22 protein-coding genes are annotated in these 17170 nt (G+C 37.8%); 3 read left to right on the forward strand and 19 right to left on the reverse strand.

The features are described 5' to 3' along the window. Window positions 1-29: 29 nt before the first annotated feature. From ATS76_RS01600 to ATS76_RS01660, 14 genes are all read right to left on the reverse strand, one after another. On the reverse strand, window positions 30-707 hold the full coding sequence (locus ATS76_RS01600; protein ID WP_058550769.1) for a DUF799 domain-containing protein: 678 nt from the start codon (window positions 705-707) through the stop codon (window positions 30-32). 1 nt (window position 708) lies between these two features. Further along, a complete protein-coding gene (locus ATS76_RS01605; protein WP_058550770.1) occupies window positions 709-1056 on the reverse strand; it encodes a DUF4810 domain-containing protein in 348 nt (115 codons plus the stop codon). Next, a complete protein-coding gene (locus ATS76_RS01610; RefSeq protein ID WP_058550771.1) occupies window positions 1056-1736 on the reverse strand; it encodes a CsgG/HfaB family protein in 681 nt (226 codons plus the stop codon). The genes ATS76_RS01605 and ATS76_RS01610 overlap by 1 nt, the downstream gene beginning before the upstream one ends. 529 nt (window positions 1737-2265) lie before the next feature. Next, a complete protein-coding gene (locus ATS76_RS01615) occupies window positions 2266-2820 on the reverse strand; it encodes a hypothetical protein (protein ID WP_058550772.1) in 555 nt (184 codons plus the stop codon). 5 nt (window positions 2821-2825) lie between these two features. Next, a complete protein-coding gene (locus tag ATS76_RS01620) occupies window positions 2826-3146 on the reverse strand; it encodes an RNA polymerase sigma factor (protein ID WP_235590897.1) in 321 nt (106 codons plus the stop codon). Window positions 3147-3187: 41 nt separating this feature from the next. Next, entirely contained in the window at window positions 3188-3310 is a 123-nt protein-coding gene (locus tag ATS76_RS19470) for a hypothetical protein (protein ID WP_268795508.1), read from the reverse strand. Beyond that, window positions 3310-4017, reverse strand: coding sequence for a hypothetical protein (locus tag ATS76_RS01625; RefSeq protein ID WP_058550773.1), 708 nt, complete (start codon window positions 4015-4017; stop codon window positions 3310-3312). Before ATS76_RS01625 ends, ATS76_RS19470 begins: the two co-directional genes overlap by 1 nt. A 109-nt stretch (window positions 4018-4126) precedes the next feature. Then, a complete protein-coding gene (locus ATS76_RS01630; protein WP_058550774.1) occupies window positions 4127-4918 on the reverse strand; it encodes a hypothetical protein in 792 nt (263 codons plus the stop codon). A gap of 163 nt (window positions 4919-5081) precedes the next feature. Next, a complete protein-coding gene (dps, locus tag ATS76_RS01635; RefSeq protein WP_058550775.1) occupies window positions 5082-5597 on the reverse strand; it encodes a DNA starvation/stationary phase protection protein Dps in 516 nt (171 codons plus the stop codon). Between the two features lie 241 nt (window positions 5598-5838). Continuing rightward, the gene (locus tag ATS76_RS01640; protein ID WP_058550776.1) at window positions 5839-6201 is read right to left on the reverse strand and encodes a DUF2237 family protein; all 363 of its coding nucleotides are present in this window, start codon (window positions 6199-6201) and stop codon (window positions 5839-5841) included. A 208-nt stretch (window positions 6202-6409) separates the two neighbouring features. Then, window positions 6410-7189: a DUF2189 domain-containing protein gene (locus tag ATS76_RS01645; protein ID WP_058550777.1), complete on the reverse strand. Its 780-nt coding sequence runs from the start codon at window positions 7187-7189 to the stop codon at window positions 6410-6412. Window positions 7190-7414: 225 nt separating this feature from the next. Further along, a complete protein-coding gene (locus ATS76_RS01650) occupies window positions 7415-8176 on the reverse strand; it encodes a DUF6515 family protein (protein WP_058550778.1) in 762 nt (253 codons plus the stop codon). A gap of 276 nt (window positions 8177-8452) precedes the next feature. Further along, window positions 8453-9532: a methyl-accepting chemotaxis protein gene (locus ATS76_RS01655; protein ID WP_058551048.1), complete on the reverse strand. Its 1080-nt coding sequence runs from the start codon at window positions 9530-9532 to the stop codon at window positions 8453-8455. Between the two features lie 176 nt (window positions 9533-9708). Next, complete coding sequence (locus ATS76_RS01660) at window positions 9709-10350, reverse strand: cytochrome-c peroxidase (protein ID WP_235590898.1); 642 nt, start codon at window positions 10348-10350, stop codon at window positions 9709-9711. Between the two features lie 39 nt (window positions 10351-10389). On the opposite strand from ATS76_RS01660, the gene ATS76_RS01665 reads away from it, so the two are divergent. Then, window positions 10390-10848 (forward strand): hypothetical protein, encoded by a 459-nt coding sequence (locus ATS76_RS01665; RefSeq protein WP_058550779.1) that lies wholly within the window; start codon window positions 10390-10392, stop codon window positions 10846-10848. Between the two features lie 77 nt (window positions 10849-10925). Beyond that, complete coding sequence (locus ATS76_RS01670; protein ID WP_058550780.1) at window positions 10926-11270, forward strand: PDZ domain-containing protein; 345 nt, start codon at window positions 10926-10928, stop codon at window positions 11268-11270. Between the two features lie 155 nt (window positions 11271-11425). Here ATS76_RS01670 and ATS76_RS01675 read toward each other — a convergent pair whose 3' ends face one another. The 3 genes from ATS76_RS01675 to ATS76_RS01680 form a co-directional block, all read right to left on the reverse strand. After that, window positions 11426-12175, reverse strand: coding sequence for an alpha/beta hydrolase (locus ATS76_RS01675; protein WP_235590899.1), 750 nt, complete (start codon window positions 12173-12175; stop codon window positions 11426-11428). After that, window positions 12150-12374, reverse strand: a complete 225-nt coding sequence (locus ATS76_RS19355) for a hypothetical protein (protein ID WP_235590900.1) — start codon at window positions 12372-12374, stop codon at window positions 12150-12152. The genes ATS76_RS01675 and ATS76_RS19355 overlap by 26 nt, the downstream gene beginning before the upstream one ends. Window positions 12375-12514: 140 nt before the next feature. Further along, window positions 12515-14398, reverse strand: a complete 1884-nt coding sequence (locus ATS76_RS01680) for a propionyl-CoA synthetase (protein WP_058550781.1) — start codon at window positions 14396-14398, stop codon at window positions 12515-12517. Window positions 14399-14580: 182 nt separating this feature from the next. Here ATS76_RS01680 and ATS76_RS01685 point away from each other — a divergent pair, with 182 nt between their 5' ends. Beyond that, the gene (locus tag ATS76_RS01685) at window positions 14581-14985 is read left to right on the forward strand and encodes a nucleotide triphosphate diphosphatase NUDT15 (protein ID WP_058550782.1); all 405 of its coding nucleotides are present in this window, start codon (window positions 14581-14583) and stop codon (window positions 14983-14985) included. On the opposite strand, the gene ATS76_RS01690 is transcribed toward ATS76_RS01685, so the two are convergent. Both ATS76_RS01690 and ATS76_RS01695 read right to left on the reverse strand, forming a co-directional pair. Then, entirely contained in the window at window positions 14975-16063 is a 1089-nt protein-coding gene (locus ATS76_RS01690) for a polysaccharide lyase family 7 protein (protein WP_058550783.1), read from the reverse strand. The genes ATS76_RS01685 and ATS76_RS01690 overlap by 11 nt on opposite strands. A gap of 121 nt (window positions 16064-16184) precedes the next feature. Then, entirely contained in the window at window positions 16185-17147 is a 963-nt protein-coding gene (locus tag ATS76_RS01695; RefSeq protein ID WP_058550784.1) for an alpha/beta fold hydrolase, read from the reverse strand. Between the last annotated feature and the right edge of the window lie 23 nt (window positions 17148-17170).

Raw genomic sequence — 17170 nt, forward strand, 5'->3', positions numbered from 1 at the left:
CTCTTTATTATTATTATTTTGACCTTTATTTATTTCTTTTTCTCGCTTGGTACGGGCTGACCATAGCTAGGAGAACGTGGGCCATATAGCAGACCATTGTATGTATCTGATGATAATAAACGATTTGATGTAATTGCAGCGATCTCGAACCCTTTGTCTGTAATGGTTTCTGCAATTTGGTTTATTGCAGCCACAACTAACATGCCGACTAAACCGCCACCGCTATTATTTTGTTGCTCGGCTGATGAAGCACGCGCTTTGCCTTGCCATAATTGCACCCCAGTACGCAAATCAACAAGTGATGCAGAAACAGTAACAGCCGTTTCACTAGAAATTACAACATAGCTTGTACCGTACTCTTCAACGGTTATGTAAAGTGCAGAATCGGCACCAAAAATACTTTGAAGTTTATCTACAGGAACTTGGTGTACGTCGCTTGCAACAGTAAGACCATTACCTTTAAATGTTTGTTCAACTACAGCTACCGGAAAAACATAAAATCCAGATTCTGCAATTGGGGCAACCATTTGTGTCATTACGCTATAAGGTGCGATGACTTCAGGTGTGTTATTAAGTGGCGGTAAGATAATAATTGAATGCGGGTCAGCTTCTTTGAATGCAGTATAGTCATGGGCTGGTGGAGGAGAAACACAGCCAGCAAGTAATGCAACAAGTGCAGCAGCAGTAAGTGATTTTAAGTTGAACATATTAGGCACCTTTCGCAGATTTTAATAGAAAGTCGATATATGAGGTTGATTCTGGAAACAGTGACTTTTCAGTTTCAAAGTGAGTTGTACCTAATGCAGCATTACCTGTTTCAAAGTAAAGCATACCTAAATGAGCGTGAACCCCAGGTGCAATAGCTTTGCTTTTGTTTGCTGCGTCAGCAATAACTTGCTCTAGCATAGTAATTTGTTCTTCAAGGGTAACATCTTCTGCTTTTAAGTAAGCATAAACTGCGGTGTTATACTCACCATAGTAGTAAATAGGTTCTTTGGTTGAGTTACATCCTGTAAGCGCTGCACAGACTAATGCTAGGGTTATTAATTTTTTCATTACTTATCACCCCATTGACCAGATTCAAGTCCAGTAACTAGTTTATTTACTACTTCGCGGATTGCTAAGTCGAGTACTTTTCCATTAAGAGTTGCATCGTATGAAGCTGTGCTACCAAACCCAACAACTTCACGTTCAGATAAGCTGTATTCACCTGCTCCTTGAACTGAGTAAACCACTTCTGAGGTGGTAACATCAACAATATTGAGTGTTACTTTAGCGTAAGCAATTTGTGATTTACCCTTACCAAGTAAACCAAAAAGCTGACGGTCGCCGATTGCTTTACGACCAAATTCAGTCACATCGCCAGTAACCACAAATTTAGCACCGCTAATTACTTGTTTTGTACCTGTTAATTTAGCTTCGTCAGCAAGTGCTGCCATATTATCGCGATCAAGCACGCTAAAGCGGTTAGTTTGTTGTAAGTGGCTCATTAAAGTTGTTTTGGCTTGGTTACCTAAACGATCTTGGCCTGACGAAAAAATACCATTTTGAAAACTCGAGCGATTAACAAATTGACCTACTACAAGTTTACTCTTAGTACCTGTATAGGTTGTGTTGTAACTTGCTACGGTAGGGGTCTCAACAACTTTTGATGATGTTGTTGCACATCCAGCTAATGTAGATGCCATTATTGCAGAGATTAGAATTGTTTTAATGTTGCTTTTTACTATGCGCATAAGATGTTTATGTCCGTTTAAATAATTACAAAAATATTTTAGAAACAGACTATTAACACTTAATTCAACTAAATAAATATTTGTAGAGTCCATTCCGAGTGTATTTATAAACAAAAAACAATGTAAATGCAATGTTGTTTTATAATTATTAGGTACATAAATTTATATATTTCAAGGCTGAAATATTAGCAAAGACTAAAATAATAATACTGGTTTTCGAGTTACAACACTTTGGCTATTGATGCTTGAAAGTAAATAAACACGTAAGAAATTGTATGTCGGCATGCCATATTTCAGTTGTTTATTGTTGCATTTACATAATTAAAGTTTCTAAGAATAATTACAGGCAATACAGTGCTAATAAATATGGCTTTGTTTACACTATTCACGGGGTTTTGTGTTCACATTCATTGCTAATTTAAAATATAGCTTTTAAATCAATCCTCTAGCTTGCTTAGCACTCATTAATAGTTATAAGCCGGACTTTTTTAGTATTTGGTTAATAACAGTGTTAATGATCTACATTTTGCTACTCTAAATTATCAATATAATTGAGCTTACCTTTAAGATGGTACTTTAAATAAAGATAACGAGTTAACGTTAATATGAGTGTCAAAGTCCCAATACCTAGTTGTATAAGCCATATTGTTGAGTGGTTGTACATTAAAACGCTCACGGCCGCTGTAATGCAAAGTGCAGCCCACAAAATGGAACAGCCTATAAGGTTTAAACGCCAATAGTTTATTTGATTAATGAGCTGCTGCTTTTTAAAAAGTAGTAAAGCATTAACATCTAAGGTATTGGATTTAATAAGCTTTTTACGTTTAAAAAATACCCATGTTGAAAACCCAATTGGTAACGGAGTTAAAATTGCGTATAACACTTGCTCAGGAGTACTAGTTGCTTCAAAAATTAATGCATAGATACAAAATAAGCTAACAAATACGCCTGCGACTAAGTCGAACCATGCTTTGATTGCCTGTTTTTTTCTTGCTAATGTAATTTGGCTCAGTAGTGCGGCAGTATCCAGTTTTGGAGTCGCATTTTTATAGTCTTTTTGCCATTGTTCTAATAGTGGATTCATAATTATTATTGCTCCATTAGCTTTTGAAGTTGCCCACGTGCGCGGCTAGCGCGCTTGGCGACGTTCGCTTCGTTTATACCTAGCGTATGTGCTATTTCGGCTTGGTTAAAACCTTCTAATTGAAGAGAAATAACTTGCCTAAATTTTAATGGTAGCCGTCTCATCGCTGTCATTAAATCATACGTGTTATCGCTGTGATGGTGAGAATCAGTACTAACCAAGTCAAGTAAAGGGTCGCTTAAATTATGACGATCTTGGCGACGTATTTCTTTTAAAACATGATCGACAGCACGGCTGTGTGCGACCTTGGCAATAAAGGTCTTCATACTTGAATCGCCTCTAAAGTTTTCTACTGCATGCCAAACAGCTAATGATAGACTTGCAGTAGGTCCTCTCTAAGTGCTTGGTCTGCTTCATGTGTTGCAGCAATACGCGCCATTAAAGGTGCGTATTGCAGTAGTATCTCATGAATATGGTCCCTTTTTTCCACTAGGCTTCCTTGTGTTTTATGAATATATTGCTGTAAGCAATATAGCTTATACACATGAGTATAGGACCCGTAATAATTGCACTTAATAAAAAAGTATAAGGAGCTAATAATAGGCTTAAGAAAGAAATCAACGCGATTAAACACATTGGTTTAAACGCATAGAAAAAAGCATTCAGGCTACTTTTTAATGCTTGCAGTACATTTTTATCACCTAGTAAAACACAATAGCTTGCAAAGCTGACTGGCAGTGTAACAGGAATAATCGACGCAAAAATAATACCTAGTTGCCATTGAGACACCTCTGTAGGCTGCGAAAACAAAAGTAAATTTATGCCATCATTTCCTAGTAAAAGCTTTGCTACAAATAACTGAATAAAAAAAGCAGATGCTAAAATTGCTGAAAGCGGAATCATACTTAGCCAGTTTTTAGCTTTAAAAATCGACTTTAATGAAAATACTTTTTGAGTGGCCAAGTGATGAATGACGATTACAGCGCTACTGCCTACAAAATTGGCAGCCCATTTAGAGGCTAGCATGCTATAAGGGGCGGGTAGTATTTGAAAAATACCTTCAATAATTAAAGGAAGCAGTAAAAATAAAAAAAGCTTTACAGATGCTTGTTTAAAAAGTGAAAAACCGTCTTGAAACCATTGATTAGCTTTACTAGCGGGTAAACTATGTAGTGGGCTTACTGTTAATGTATTCATAATTACTCTCCTTTTGATTGTTATGTTATTAGTCGATAACAATGAGAATAACCTGACATTTTATTTTTAATTAAAGTAAAAAATATTTTAAACATAAAAAATTTTTAGATTAGCTAGCACCACAAGCAGGGTATAAATTAAGTACTTCAGTAACTACTTGACCGAATAAAGCTTGTTCTTGCTCAGATAAATTAATAGTTGGGTCAAATTTCATGGTGTCGGCGGGTCGTGAAGTAATTATTTCTGAAAAAGTCATGGCTGTTAATATATTGCCAGAGTAAGAGGCATGGTTGCCATCATCCATATGTAGTTTAGTATTTGGCATTAACACTAAAAGCCTGTTCCAAATAAGGCCAATGGGAGCCACGCAGCTAGGTTGTTTAGCGCTTATTGATAAGTGTAAGTCGTATACACGTTGGCCCTCTTCAGGGTTGCCTTTTTGTGGGTGTTCTGGGAATAAAATAGGTGTAATGTTTTGTGTCTTGGCTAATGAAATTAAATGCTCAGCGGCATCAGTAGGGTACGTTGTTAAACCAGACTGAGAGTATTTTTGTCCTTGAAAAATAGCATGGCTTAGGTTGTTGTTTTTAAGCTTGTCTACATTTGCCCTAATACTCACAATATTATCTAAAAAAGGTCCCGATACGGTGGTTGTATGAACTGATTTATCTGGGTATTGGTTTTCGATTATATGCTCAATGATCCGCCCTAACTGACTGCTGTGACTATTGCCATAAATAATAATGTTGTAATTATCTTCGGTAGTGTTTTGTGTAATTGGAGTCGGACTTACACTTGTATTTGATTGCGGAACTTTAGTATTACTGCTGCTTGAGCCACAGGCTGATAAAAATATTAAAGAAAAAAGCCAAAATTGTTTAGGGTATTTAAAATTCAGCATGCCAATTTGTACCAATAATAAGAACTATTTACTGATACTAGTAGGTCGATTCACATGCCGCAAGTTCTTGCACGGCTCAAATAGCTTAGTGATATTTTGTTTTATAATTTAAACAAAAAGCCCAGCAAAAATGCTGGGCTGAGGTATTTACGTAATAAACGCATTATTGCGTTAATTCACCAGTAGATGACTCGATGTGTGCTCTTACAAACCATTGAAACTGCTCAAGGTCAGCAAGTTGGCTTACTAGCATATCTTCAGATACTGGATCTAAATCTGATACCGTTTCGATGGCTTTACGGTGATCGGCATTAATACCGTTGTACACCTTATCTAACGCGCCTAAATGCTCGGTAACAAGTCCTTTACCTAGTGAATATTCGTTCCATGTACGGCGGTCAACAATTGACTTAGGTGTACCTATTGGTACGCCGCCTAAAGTGGCAATACGCTCGGCTATTGTATCTGTCATTTCGCGCACAGCTTCAACCTGCGGGTCTAGCATTTCATGTACACCTATAAAATTAGGACCAACAACATTCCAATGAATATGTTTTAGTGTTAATTGAAGATCTATAAGTGCAACCATACGGTTTTCTAGGGCTGCGATAGTTTTATCAGCTGATTCATTACTCATACCTGGTGCGGTAAACTTAGCTTGCTTATTTGTGTTACTCATAACTTCTCCTACTTAACTATTTAATATTTTTATGTAGATCCTTTACATAATAAATACGTGATAATTATATGAAGCAATCAATATGCCGGAAGTTAAATTTAATAAAGTTATTTAAATTCAATGGTTTGTATTTTGTTTTTTGATTTGTTTTTTTAACAATATGAGGTGGTTATGAAAAGTCTGCATCTTTTTGTAAAATTTGCAGACCAAACAGATTTGTTGAAACTAAACTAGAATATTTTTAACGGGTGTATTCATGTGCCTTTAGTAATTCAAGCGATATTACTTCAAGCGATTTTTTATTAGTGGCCTGCAAGATTACTGGCGGCGCAACGTTTGCTTGTTGCGCATGAAGCCACCTTATTGCGCATAAACACCACTTATCACCCGCTTTTAAGCCTTTAAAATCGTAAAGTGGATTGGGCGTTATTAGATCATTGCCTTGTGACTTCGAAAACTGTAAAAATTCCTCGGTCATAATTGCACACACACTATGATTACCGCGATCAGAATCCGGTACATAGCAAAAACCCTCGCGAGTATACCCGCCATTTCCGCAACATAACTGTAACCGCGTATCGAGAACGTTAAATTGGTTTGCCATTAGGTGCCTTAAGTGACTGTGTTTAATAAAATAACAATAACTTTATCAGGCACTAAAAAGTATAGCTACTAAAGTTAAAATGTTTGATTGTAACTTTTAAAAAAAATCGGAATATTTTGAACAAACGCGAAGGTGGCTAGGAAGGGGATATTTCGTGCCATAAACTAGCCTGACTAGAACATGGCACAAATTAAGTTGAGATTATCGTTTATTCATAATTTCTGGGTTTTTTAGTTTTGATTACCGCAATGTACGCGTGCCAGCTTGCATAGCTAAGTAGTGGCATAATTACAATAAACCCAACAGCTCCAGTTACAAAGCCAAGCGCAACCAGCAGAAAAATACAAATTGACCAAACAACCATAGGCGCAAAGTTATTTTTCACGGCGTTAATAGATGAAACTATAGCTGTCATAATGTCTACACGTCTTTCCATCATTATTTGTGGTGTGAAAGCCGATACAGAGAAAACAGACACAAGTAAAACACCACCTGCAATTGTTCCGAGCGTTAAAAATGCTGACAGTTCTTCAAATGTTGGGTTAGCGTAGTTAGGGTATAAAGCGTGAACAAGAGCGGCAATGCGCATCCATGCAATCATTATTACAAGTAATAATATTGCAAAGCCCCATTCACCAACAGGATTTCTAAACATTGATTTTAGTGAATGTCTTAACGTTGGTTTGTGACCTTTTTCAAGTTCCCATGCTACGTCGTATAGGCCTGCTGCAAAAGCGGGTCCAATTAATACAAACGCAACGGTGGCGGGTAATATTACAAATACGCTTTGTGCAAAAAATGCAGAGTAAATAATAGCAGCAGGAATAATACTAAACACTAGGCCATAAATCACAGTGAGTAATGGTGCGCTGGTCATATCTTTAAACGCAAGTGCCAACCAATGAAAAGCAGCGAACGTATCTACTTTGTTGCATTCTATACAGCGGGCAAATTCGGTATTTTTATCAATTGTTTTTGTTGTAGGCATAAGTGGAGCTCCTCTATAAAGCCTCTATTAAGGTTTAGGTCATAAATGCTTTATTTACAAATATTAAACATAGATACGGAGCTAAAATTAAAATTGTTCACTAAATAAACGCTGTGTATTGATTAATCGCGGGTGTTTCATAATAAAATTGCACAAGGGGGTTACGCAAATCAATATTAATAAGGTGCTACTTAACCTGCGGCAGGTTAAGTAGCTAAAGAATATTCAGCCCAAACTTATTGCTAAATACTTTATTTCATCACCACTTATTTGTGGTAAAAAATAAATGTCATTGTATTTAAAATACTGCTGAGAATTTATAGTAATAGGCTCAGCTGAGGTTGGTAGCTCATCATAAATTTGTCCCAAACTGTAATCGTAAGCATTGCCTATTTTAATTGCTTTGTTGCGCTGTATTATTGGTCGATCAACGACTTTATAGCCTCCTCTATCAGCAATATAGTAAACGTTTTGATAAGTATAATACGTGGAGTTGTGGTGCTTAATACGCGAATAATGCCTTGGAAGCTTTTTAATTCGTAGCCCATGAGGTGGCATTACAGCATGGTAGCCTTTTTTAGCTTTTCGGTAATAAATACCGTCATTAAAACTAAACGAAATTCCATTAAACCAGATAGAAGTACTTCTTCTAGGTAAGTGCCTTATATATTTATTTTCTTTGTCATAGCGTGATTTATATCTATTAGTTAGGTAGTTATATTTATGGTTGTCGTAACGTAAATGTTTACGCTTGTCTTGCTTCTTTTTTTGTTTGTTTTTTTCTTTTTTGCGGTCTTGACGCTTTTCTTTTTTTTGCTCTATTCGTAGCGTTTTTTCATGGCGGCGTTCATCGCGCTTATATTCAATGCGTTTAGGATTTTCGCGCTTATAGTTTTTATGGTTTTCTCGCTCGTTGGGTGCTGAAATAGCTGGGCTTGAAAGCGCGCCAATGGCAATTATGCCCGGTAGTAAAAAGGAAAGTTTCATAGTGTGCCTCGTTTATGTTGTTACATAACTAGACTTAATATTACCCCTTGAAACTGAACATTAACTGACCTACTTACTTTTTGGCGTTCCCTTTACAATGCTTTACGTAGACCATACAGTTTCTTACCGTTTATTACAATTTTAAACAGGGCGCTTTAAATAATAATGCGTATGCGATGATAAAGAGAATAGGATAAATTTAAAGGCTGGCTTTTTGAGCCAAACTATTAAAATTTAGATGATTTTAATAGTTTGTTCGTTATTGTTTAGCTGTGGTTAACTAATCTCATCAAGTAAATACATTACGCGTTCGCTGGCAGCTTCCATTTTATGAATATGCTTAATTGCAGATTCTTTATCGCCATTTTGAATAGAGCGCAGAGCCGCAACACCATTTTTATGCACTTCACTATGTGGGTTTTCTAATTGTTTAAACGCATTGGTGTGTTTAAATTCAGCAGATTGTTCTGAACTATACCACTGACCTAATCGGCACATTGTGTGATCGCTAAAGTCATTAATCGATTTATTACTTTGACCATTTGCAACAGCATATACATCACCTTTCCACACAACATGGTCAAGTTTAACGGTTTGTATAAATGACAAGGTCGCTGCTTGAGATATTGTGTTTTTCATATTATTGCAAAAATCAATAATTGAAGTGTAATCGGTATTGAGTGCATCAAAATTGTCACTTAAGTGCGAACTATTTTCTTTAATACCTTCCACAGAGACGACAGTTTCGTCGGTCTTATTAATTATTTCTTTTACAAGGTCAGCTACTTCTTGCGCCGATTTATTTGTGTTTGTTGCCAATACTCTTACTTCGTCTGCTACAACGCTAAAGCCTCGACCTGCTTCACCAGCTCGTGCAGCTTCAATAGCAGCATTTAGTGCTAGTAAATTGGTTTGATCAGATATTTTACTAATGGTAGAAACAAACGTGCTAATTTTTCCAGCCATGCTGGCTAAGCCTGAAATGTTTTCAGTCATGCTACCCATTTTGTTTGTCATTAAATCCATTTCTTTAACAATATGATTGAGTGAACTATTTGATTTTTCGAGCAGGGTATTAATTTTATCGCTTACTTTGTTTTCTTCATCAATTTTGGTGTAAGAGCCCAGTACGGTTTGTCTTATTTCATCAATTTGATTAACACCATTAATTGAACTAGATAGTAAAGAGTGAGTGAAACTATGATCTTCATTACTATTAGGATTATTAAGCTCTTCAATAAGTGATGTATTTTCACTAATTAACGATGTATTTTTATTGCGTAAACTCTCAATTTCTTTTTTTAATTGGTCATTTTCGTTTTTCAATATCGAGTAGGTTGAACTTAAAACAAACATATTTAGACCTTGATTTTTAAATAATAATTTACATTTAGTTATCATTATAAAGGTAAAATTTTATTGAGCCTATATTTATCATCACTGTTTTCCTTAAATAAACCCATACGGTGAAAAATATTCTGTTAGTTTCACCATGTATCATTAAATTCAAAATTCTTGTTCAAAGGCTGCTTTTATAAAGTCCGTAAAAATGCGACTAGGTCGGCTTGTTCTTGCTTGGTTAAATTAAGCTTAATAAGCAGGTCGGTGGTTTTAGGGAAATGTGGGTCGTTTAGTTGGTTTTTTCGTGGCTTTGGTCTAGTCCCGCCATGGTTATACATACTCACGATGCCTGCTAAATCTTCAAATAAGCCATTGTGCATCCATGGAAATGTTTGCATTAAGCCTAGTAAAGAGGGGGTTCTAAATTGCCCTATGTGTTGAGGGTTATTTGTGGCATCAAAGCGGCCTTTATCTTCAAAACGACGGCCATAATAATGGAGTCCAGTGTTGTGAAATTTGTTATCACTTAGTAGGGGGCCATTATGGCATGTCATACATTTGGCTTTAGTTCTAAATAGGTGCAGGCCATTTAGTTCACTATCACTTAAGCTACTAATTGCGTGCTGTGGGTTTTTATTAAGCTGCGTTAAAAACGTTTTATAGCGGCTATTTGGCGCGGCTAATGTTCGCTCAAACGCAACTAAGGCTTTTGCCATTTGCTTTGAAGTGAGGGTATTACTATTAAAAGCACTTTGATTAAATAGTATGCGACGGTAGACTGTAAAGCTGGGAATGGGAAATTGCTCTATAGCAATCAGGGCAATCCAGTACAAACTAGTTGCGATTATTGAATGTTTTATTTTAGGAAATGTATGCAGGTACTTTTAGTTTTTATATTACTTTGCCCATTTTGGGTATGTAGTGCTGAAAACACATCGCTTATTATTTCTGAAAATGTACTGAGCTCATATGAAGCAAAAAAATTACACATTCATCGACTAGTTGATGGAAATAATGAAAATTTGGACGATAGCTGGGTAGTACTAATTTATCCAGAAGTTGATCAGCAAGGCCAACCAATATCTGAATTATGCATAAGTATTAATAGTGGTCCAAAGAAGTTAGCTTCGTTGTGTGCTGCTATAAACAAGTCCGAAATTAGCGGGTTTAATCGTTCTGATTTTGAAATAGGGGAAGGTGTTTCAGTATCAGCTGATTTTACATATGGTGCGGCTAGTTATACTTTACAAAATGTTTTATTACTTGAAAGCGAAGACTATGAGTCATTCAAAGAGCGATATAATAAACGCGGCGACCCAGAGAATGATTAATAGTCATATATTTAGCAAACAATACAAAAAACGATACCAACATATTTAGTGTTGGATAACAGGGAGTGTTTATTTTTATGTTCAAAATTATAATTATTTTAATATCAATTATTTCTTTTAATGCCTTGGCATCAGCAGAGGTGAAGCTTGGAGTTGTAGGGAATGTTGGGGCGGATGGCTTTTTTAGCCCAAAAGTAATGTCATTTATTATTGAAAAAGTAGAGCCTAATTCTCCCGCTGAAAAAGCAGGGATTATTGCAGGGCAAAAAATTATTTCTATAGAAGGCTGTAAAATTCCGGGCTGCCCTGCCAGTAAAGCAAAAAAATTAATGCGCAAGGAGTCAGGAGATATCTTACAGTTAGTTTTAGAAAATGAGGATGGTAGCCAAGTTCCTTTAGAGGTTCCTATGAATGCTTGGTAAGCCTAATGAGCTTTAAGCGCCGTTAATTGTCGGGTGGCGCTTCGCTTGCGACCTACGTTTTAAAACGGTTTAAAAGTCTATTAAAAAAGCGGCTTAACGCAACGAAGGTTAAGCCGCTTTTTTGTGATTACTGATTGGATAATACTTGTAAATGATTACTCGGCTGCAGCTTGTTTGGTTTTTCTAAACATAAACTCAAGCGGAATGTGTAAGCGATTTGCCCACGCGTTTTCGGTGTGATCTTCCCCCGGGAAGTACTGGCTTTGCCAAAGTTTTGCCGGATACTGTTGCGCCATAAATAGTGCATCAATTTGCGCTTGTAACTTAGGGTACATGGCATCTAAGGTGCTGTCGCCGTAATCAAAATACACTTTTTGATTACTCAGCTTTGCGATGTTGTTGGCAATGTACTGTTTAAATTGTACAAATACTTCGTCGTCGTGGCTAAAAATACCTGGCCAATGGGTCGACATACTAATAGCGCCGGCAAATTCGTTAGGGTAATTAAGTAGTGTGTACCACGATATAAGCCCACCCATGCTAGAGCCACCAATATAGCGGTACTGGGCGCCTTTGTTTACGTTGTAGTTAGACTCAATGTAAGGAATAACTTCTTTAACTAAAAAACGTGAGTAGTTATCTGAGTAGACGTTAGAGGCAAATAATTTATGGCCTGGGTATTTTTCTAACTGGTAAAGGGCGTTTTGCTTTTGCTTGCTTAGGGCCTCAAACGGTTTTTGTGGGTAGTATTCGCTGTGGCGGTTTTCTGCGGCGTTAGGAATGCCGACCACAATAAATGGGCGTACTTTGCCTTGCTCTATTAATGTGCCGGCTACTTCATCTACGCGCCATTCTTGCTTGTTCCATGTACTGTTGGCATCAAATAGCATGCGGCCATCGTGCATGTAGAGCACGTCGTAGCTGGTGTTTTTGTTGTAACCTGGCGGTAGCCAAATATTTAAAAAACGGTTTTTTTACAAACTGTGACTCTATATTGTCGATTACTTCAATGTGGCCTTTGCTTACTTGCACGTTAGCCGTATTTGCATAGCTGGTATGCACTACAAATATTGATAAGCTAAACAGTAAAGCAATTAATTTCATGGTGGCGCCTTAGCATACAAAAAATTGCACTATTACAATCTATCATTGTTAATTCAATGTGAATACGTATGCACTGGTGATGGTTTCGTAAATGTAAAAGCCACTTTTTATTAATTATAAAGTGGCTTTGTTTGGTTGGGCTAACGCATAGTAAGTTGTTGATTTATTTCTTCAAAAATACTTGCGTCGTCTATGGTTGAAGGGATTTGCAGTTCGTCGCCATCGATGAGTTGGCGCAAGTTTTTACGTAGTATTTTTCCGGAACGAGTTTTAGGTAAGCGCTCTACGCTAACTATATTTTTTAAACATGCAATGGCACCAATTTGATTACGTACGGAGGCAACAAGTGCTTTTTCGACTTCTTGGCTTGACCCTGTGAAGTCATTTTTAAGTACAATCATGCCCATTGGGAGCTGGCCTTTTAGTGGGTCGTTTACACCAAATACAGCACATTCGGCAACCGCTGGATGAGCTGCTACAATTTCTTCCATTTCGCCGGTAGAAAGCCTGTGGCCTGCAACATTTATAACGTCATCTGTACGGCCCATTATGAATAAGTAGCCGTCTTCATCTATATAACCGCCATCGCCAGAAAGGTAGTAGCCCTCGTATTCACTTAAATAACTGGCTTTAAATCGGGCTGTGTCTTGCCAAATAGTGGGTAAGCATCCGGGCGGTAAAGGAAGCTTTATAACTACAGCCCCTTGTTCGTTAGCGGCGCATTCATTACCGTCCATGTCGAGTATACGAACATCAAACCCGGGTGTTGGTACGGTTGAACTGCCAGGTTTGGTTGTTAATGTTTCTATTCCTACTGGATTACAGGCAATCGCCCAACCTGTTTCGGTTTGCCACCAGTGATCGAGTACCGGAAGTTGAGTTTTCTCTTGTAGCCATTGATAAGTGGGTGGGTCGAGGCGTTCGCCTGCTAAAAACAACCGCTTTAAGCTAGAGGTATTATATTTTTTAAAGCCTTCAGCATTAGGATCTTCTTTTTTAATGGCTCTAAATGCTGTGGGTGCGCTAAATAACGCACTCACTTTATATTCTTCAACTACACGCCAAAAAGCGCTGGCATCGGGAGTGCGAACAGGTTTTCCTTCATACAAAACGGTTGCACACCGGTACATTAGTGGTGCATACACAATATAAGAGTGCCCAACTACCCAGCCAATATCTGATGCCGCCCAAAACACCTCTCCAGGCTCCATACCATAAACCGTTTTCATGCTGTAGTTCATTGCAACGGCGTGCCCGCCATTTTCACGCACAACGCCTTTGGGAGTACCTGTGGTACCTGATGTATATAAAATATAAAGCGGGTCGTCACCATTTACTGGTATTGGGTCGGCTGCTTGTGTTGTTTGCATGGCATGCGTCCAATCTATATCGCGCATTTTCACCATGGTTGCAGTGACCTGTTCACGCTGGTAAATAATACAGTGATTTATTTTGTGATTGGCAAGTTCTATGGCGTTATCAATTAGTGGTTTGTATTCAATGATGCTATCTACCTCTACACCGCAAGAAGCGCTGAGTATCAGTTTAGGTTTAGCATCGTCGATACGCACAGCTAGTTCGTGCGCAGCAAAGCCGCCAAACACCACTGAGTGTATAGCGCCCAAGCGAGCACAAGCTAACATACCAATAACAGCTTGTGGGATCATGGGCATGTAAATCACTACGCGGTCACCTTTTTGTACACCGTATGATTTCATTACGCCTGCAAACTTAGCCACTTCATGTTGTAGTTGGTTGTAAGTATAAATTTGCTTTGTATTGGTGACAGGTGAGTCGTAAATCAGTGCAGTTTGTTCGCCAAAGCCTGCAATAATATGCTGGTCTAGGGCTAAAAAGCTGGTATTTAGTTGTCCATCACTAAACCAATGATAAAGGCCGTCGTTGTCTTTTGTGTAGGCTTGTTTTGGCGTTTTATACCACGGTATGCTTTTGCTTTGTTCAAGCCAAAACTGAGCTGGATTTTGCTTAAAGGTAGTGTATTGCTGGTTGTAAAGGTCTGGCATAACTGGCTCCTAAAACTAATATGTGTGAGAGACCTTACAAAAGGTAGGCTTTTTTATCCGTGTAGGCTATTCGACCTTGGTCGGCTAAAAGTTAATCACATGGTTAATATGCAGTTGCAATCAGTTTGACAAATTAAGGCGCGCGGCTCAGCATAGCCTTATATTTGTAAGGAATTAATTGTATGAGTAACGAAGTGAGAGTAGGCGTGGCGGTTATTATTATGCGCCAAAACACTATTTTATTAGGCGAGCGCATTGGTGCGCATGGTGCAAATACATGGGCAACACCCGGCGGGCATTTAGAGTTTGGCGAGGCAGTTGAGCAATGTGCAATACGCGAGGTATGTGAGGAAACAGGGTTAAATGTAAGTAATATAACTAAGCTAGATTTTACTAACGATATTTTCAGTGCTGAAAATAAACACTACATTACATTATATGTAAAAGCAGAGTATAAAGATGGCGAGCCAACTCTTAACGAGCCTAATAAATGTATTCAGTGGCGCTGGTGTGATATTAATAATTTACCTTCGCCACTGTTTACATCTCTTAAAAACTACTTAGCTACAGCAACGCTTATGGTTTAGTTGATGGGCTTAATACTAATTTTTTAAAGCTCACTTGTGCGTAATCACCATTTTGCTTGTCGAGTGCCCATTCGCCTGTACCTAAGCAGCCAGGGTACCAAATACCTTTAGATGATTTTGTGCTACATTGGTTATAAGCACCGGCTTTAAAATAGTGCCAGTCGGCAGCATAACCATGTGGATGATCTTTATAATCCACCTTGCCATATGCATCAACATTGTTCCCTAAGTTAATTGAGTAATTAACGTCTTTTTTACTCTGTGCGCTAAAGGTTAGGTGCATTACATTACCATGCACGTTCACGGTGTAGCTAAAATCTTCGCCAAGGGCTATTCCCATATCCGCTGGATCACTTGGGTTTTCCCACGTGTTTCCCCATACTGGGTAGGTAATGTCTGTACGGTTAGGATCTGTTTTTGGGAGATTACGTTCGTAGTTCCAAAAAACGGAGCCTGTTTTATGACCTGGCCATTTTTTATAGTAAATTTTTAGCGGTTCGTTGCCCCACCCATAACCCAGTTTTGTATCAATTAATGCTTGGTTTTTACCTGCATGAATTTGCCCAACAACAACAGAGTAAGCTGCTTTTTTATTAGGATCTGTGGCCCGAAGTGCTACATGGTCAACCTTCAACGTGGCTTCCATTTTTCCACCTACAGAGCCAAAACGCTCTGAAAGGGGATGTACAGCCAATGCAAAATTATTTTTTGAGTTTTTTGTTTTAATTTTGGTATTTGACCCGCGGATCATTTGTCTTAATTCACTACGTGTATTGGTAGAGTTGGCGCTGGTAAGTGCTTTATTTGGCGAGGTAAATACCATATAACCTTGCTCATCAAGATAGAAAAAATCAGGGTGAGCGTAAGTTTGAATTTCTTCAACGTCTATTGTATCTATTTTTCCATCGTTGTTTAAATCGACCGGTACGTTTATTTTCCATTGTGATAAATCAAATTTTGACGCAGGGACTGCTGCATTATTTTCAACTTTAGTATTTGTACTAGCGCAGCCCATAAATAATAAATGAGTAACAGCGGCAAGTGCTGTGAGTTTAAAAGTAGATGTGTATTTTTTCATGGTTGTCTCTGTGTGATGATTTTAAAAGTAAACGATATTAACTTCGCTTAGCTTTAATTTAACATACCAATTTAAAATATCAACATTACCAATTTTAGATTTTTGTTATTTTTAAATAATATTATTGGTTATACCAATGTGTTTTTTTGCTGTTTTTTTGCTGTTTTTTGCGCTTTTTATTTAAGTGTTTACGCTGCGCTTTTTTTATGTGCTTAGTTAACCACTTTGTCATTTTAGGCATTAGCTCAGGGGCAAAATTATGGCCCATACCAGGGACTACTCTTAGCTTGGCCTTTTTTATAAGTGCGGCTGTATTTTTACCTGCATTAAGCGGAATAATCACATCGTCACTGCCATGAATTACGAGTGTTGGGGTTTTAATTTTACGTATTAAATGTTGTCTGTTTTTACTTGCGGCCATAGCAACTAATTGGCGCTTATAACCATTGGGATTGTATGAACGCTTAACTATTTGCGTTGCATGCTGGCGAAGTGTGTCTTCTGTTTGCGGGTAAGCAGGGCTGCCAATTAGCTGGTTCAGCTTAATGTTGTAATTTATTGCTTCATCAAGGTTTGGCGTTTTAGGCCTTAATTTTGCTAGTTTTATAAATACACCAATACTCTTAGCACTAGGCCTTGGTAGACTAGAGCTCGACATGATTGTTGTTAAACTGAGTACCTTTTTTTTATGTTTTGCTGCGATTAACTGGGCAATCATCCCACCCATAGATGCGCCAACAAAGTGGGCTTTTTTTATTTTAAGTGCGCACATAAGTGCTAAAACATCGTTTGCCATGTCATCGAGTAAGTAGGGAGTTTTAGTCGGGATGGAGAGTCGTTTACTTAACCACGATTTAAATAAACTTGCAGGCGGTGCGTGCTCACAATGAGTTGACAGACCACTATCGCGATTATCAAATCGAATTACCCTAAAACCGTTTTTAACTAAACCATAATATAACGTGTCTGGCCATACGGTCATTTGAGCGCCAAGCCCCATTATTAGAATGATTGGCGGAGATTTTTTATTGCCTTCGTCTTGATAATGAAGCGTTATACCGTGTGGTGTTTTAATTGTGCGCATAGCCAAGTGGTGTAGTTAGCTTT

Origin of the sequence: Pseudoalteromonas sp. 10-33, assembly GCF_001469195.1 — a bacterium.
GTDB lineage: Bacteria > Pseudomonadota > Gammaproteobacteria > Enterobacterales > Alteromonadaceae > Pseudoalteromonas.

What these genes read in the sequence shown, in the direction of transcription:
- ATS76_RS01600 (WP_058550769.1), bottom strand. Translation starts at nt 707, where the DNA reads ATGTTCAACTTAAAATCACTTACTGCTGCTGCACTTGTTGCATTACTT.
- ATS76_RS01605 (WP_058550770.1), bottom strand. Translation starts at nt 1,056, where the DNA reads ATGAAAAAATTAATAACCCTAGCATTAGTCTGTGCAGCGCTTACAGGA.
- ATS76_RS01610 (WP_058550771.1), bottom strand. Translation starts at nt 1,736, where the DNA reads ATGCGCATAGTAAAAAGCAACATTAAAACAATTCTAATCTCTGCAATA.
- ATS76_RS01615 (WP_058550772.1), bottom strand. Translation starts at nt 2,820, where the DNA reads ATGAATCCACTATTAGAACAATGGCAAAAAGACTATAAAAATGCGACT.
- ATS76_RS01620 (WP_235590897.1), bottom strand. Translation starts at nt 3,146, where the DNA reads ATGAAGACCTTTATTGCCAAGGTCGCACACAGCCGTGCTGTCGATCAT.
- ATS76_RS01625 (WP_058550773.1), bottom strand. Translation starts at nt 4,017, where the DNA reads ATGAATACATTAACAGTAAGCCCACTACATAGTTTACCCGCTAGTAAA.
- ATS76_RS01630 (WP_058550774.1), bottom strand. Translation starts at nt 4,918, where the DNA reads ATGCTGAATTTTAAATACCCTAAACAATTTTGGCTTTTTTCTTTAATA.
- dps (WP_058550775.1), bottom strand. Translation starts at nt 5,597, where the DNA reads ATGAGTAACACAAATAAGCAAGCTAAGTTTACCGCACCAGGTATGAGT.
- ATS76_RS01640 (WP_058550776.1), bottom strand. Translation starts at nt 6,201, where the DNA reads ATGGCAAACCAATTTAACGTTCTCGATACGCGGTTACAGTTATGTTGC.
- ATS76_RS01645 (WP_058550777.1), bottom strand. Translation starts at nt 7,189, where the DNA reads ATGCCTACAACAAAAACAATTGATAAAAATACCGAATTTGCCCGCTGT.
- ATS76_RS01650 (WP_058550778.1), bottom strand. Translation starts at nt 8,176, where the DNA reads ATGAAACTTTCCTTTTTACTACCGGGCATAATTGCCATTGGCGCGCTT.
- ATS76_RS01655 (WP_058551048.1), bottom strand. Translation starts at nt 9,532, where the DNA reads ATGTTTGTTTTAAGTTCAACCTACTCGATATTGAAAAACGAAAATGAC.
- ATS76_RS01665 (WP_058550779.1), top strand. Translation starts at nt 10,390, where the DNA reads ATGCAGGTACTTTTAGTTTTTATATTACTTTGCCCATTTTGGGTATGT.
- ATS76_RS01670 (WP_058550780.1), top strand. Translation starts at nt 10,926, where the DNA reads ATGTTCAAAATTATAATTATTTTAATATCAATTATTTCTTTTAATGCC.
- ATS76_RS01675 (WP_235590899.1), bottom strand. Translation starts at nt 12,175, where the DNA reads ATGCACGATGGCCGCATGCTATTTGATGCCAACAGTACATGGAACAAG.
- ATS76_RS19355 (WP_235590900.1), bottom strand. Translation starts at nt 12,374, where the DNA reads ATGAAATTAATTGCTTTACTGTTTAGCTTATCAATATTTGTAGTGCAT.
- ATS76_RS01680 (WP_058550781.1), bottom strand. Translation starts at nt 14,398, where the DNA reads ATGCCAGACCTTTACAACCAGCAATACACTACCTTTAAGCAAAATCCA.
- ATS76_RS01685 (WP_058550782.1), top strand. Translation starts at nt 14,581, where the DNA reads ATGAGTAACGAAGTGAGAGTAGGCGTGGCGGTTATTATTATGCGCCAA.
- ATS76_RS01690 (WP_058550783.1), bottom strand. Translation starts at nt 16,063, where the DNA reads ATGAAAAAATACACATCTACTTTTAAACTCACAGCACTTGCCGCTGTT.
- ATS76_RS01695 (WP_058550784.1), bottom strand. Translation starts at nt 17,147, where the DNA reads ATGCGCACAATTAAAACACCACACGGTATAACGCTTCATTATCAAGAC.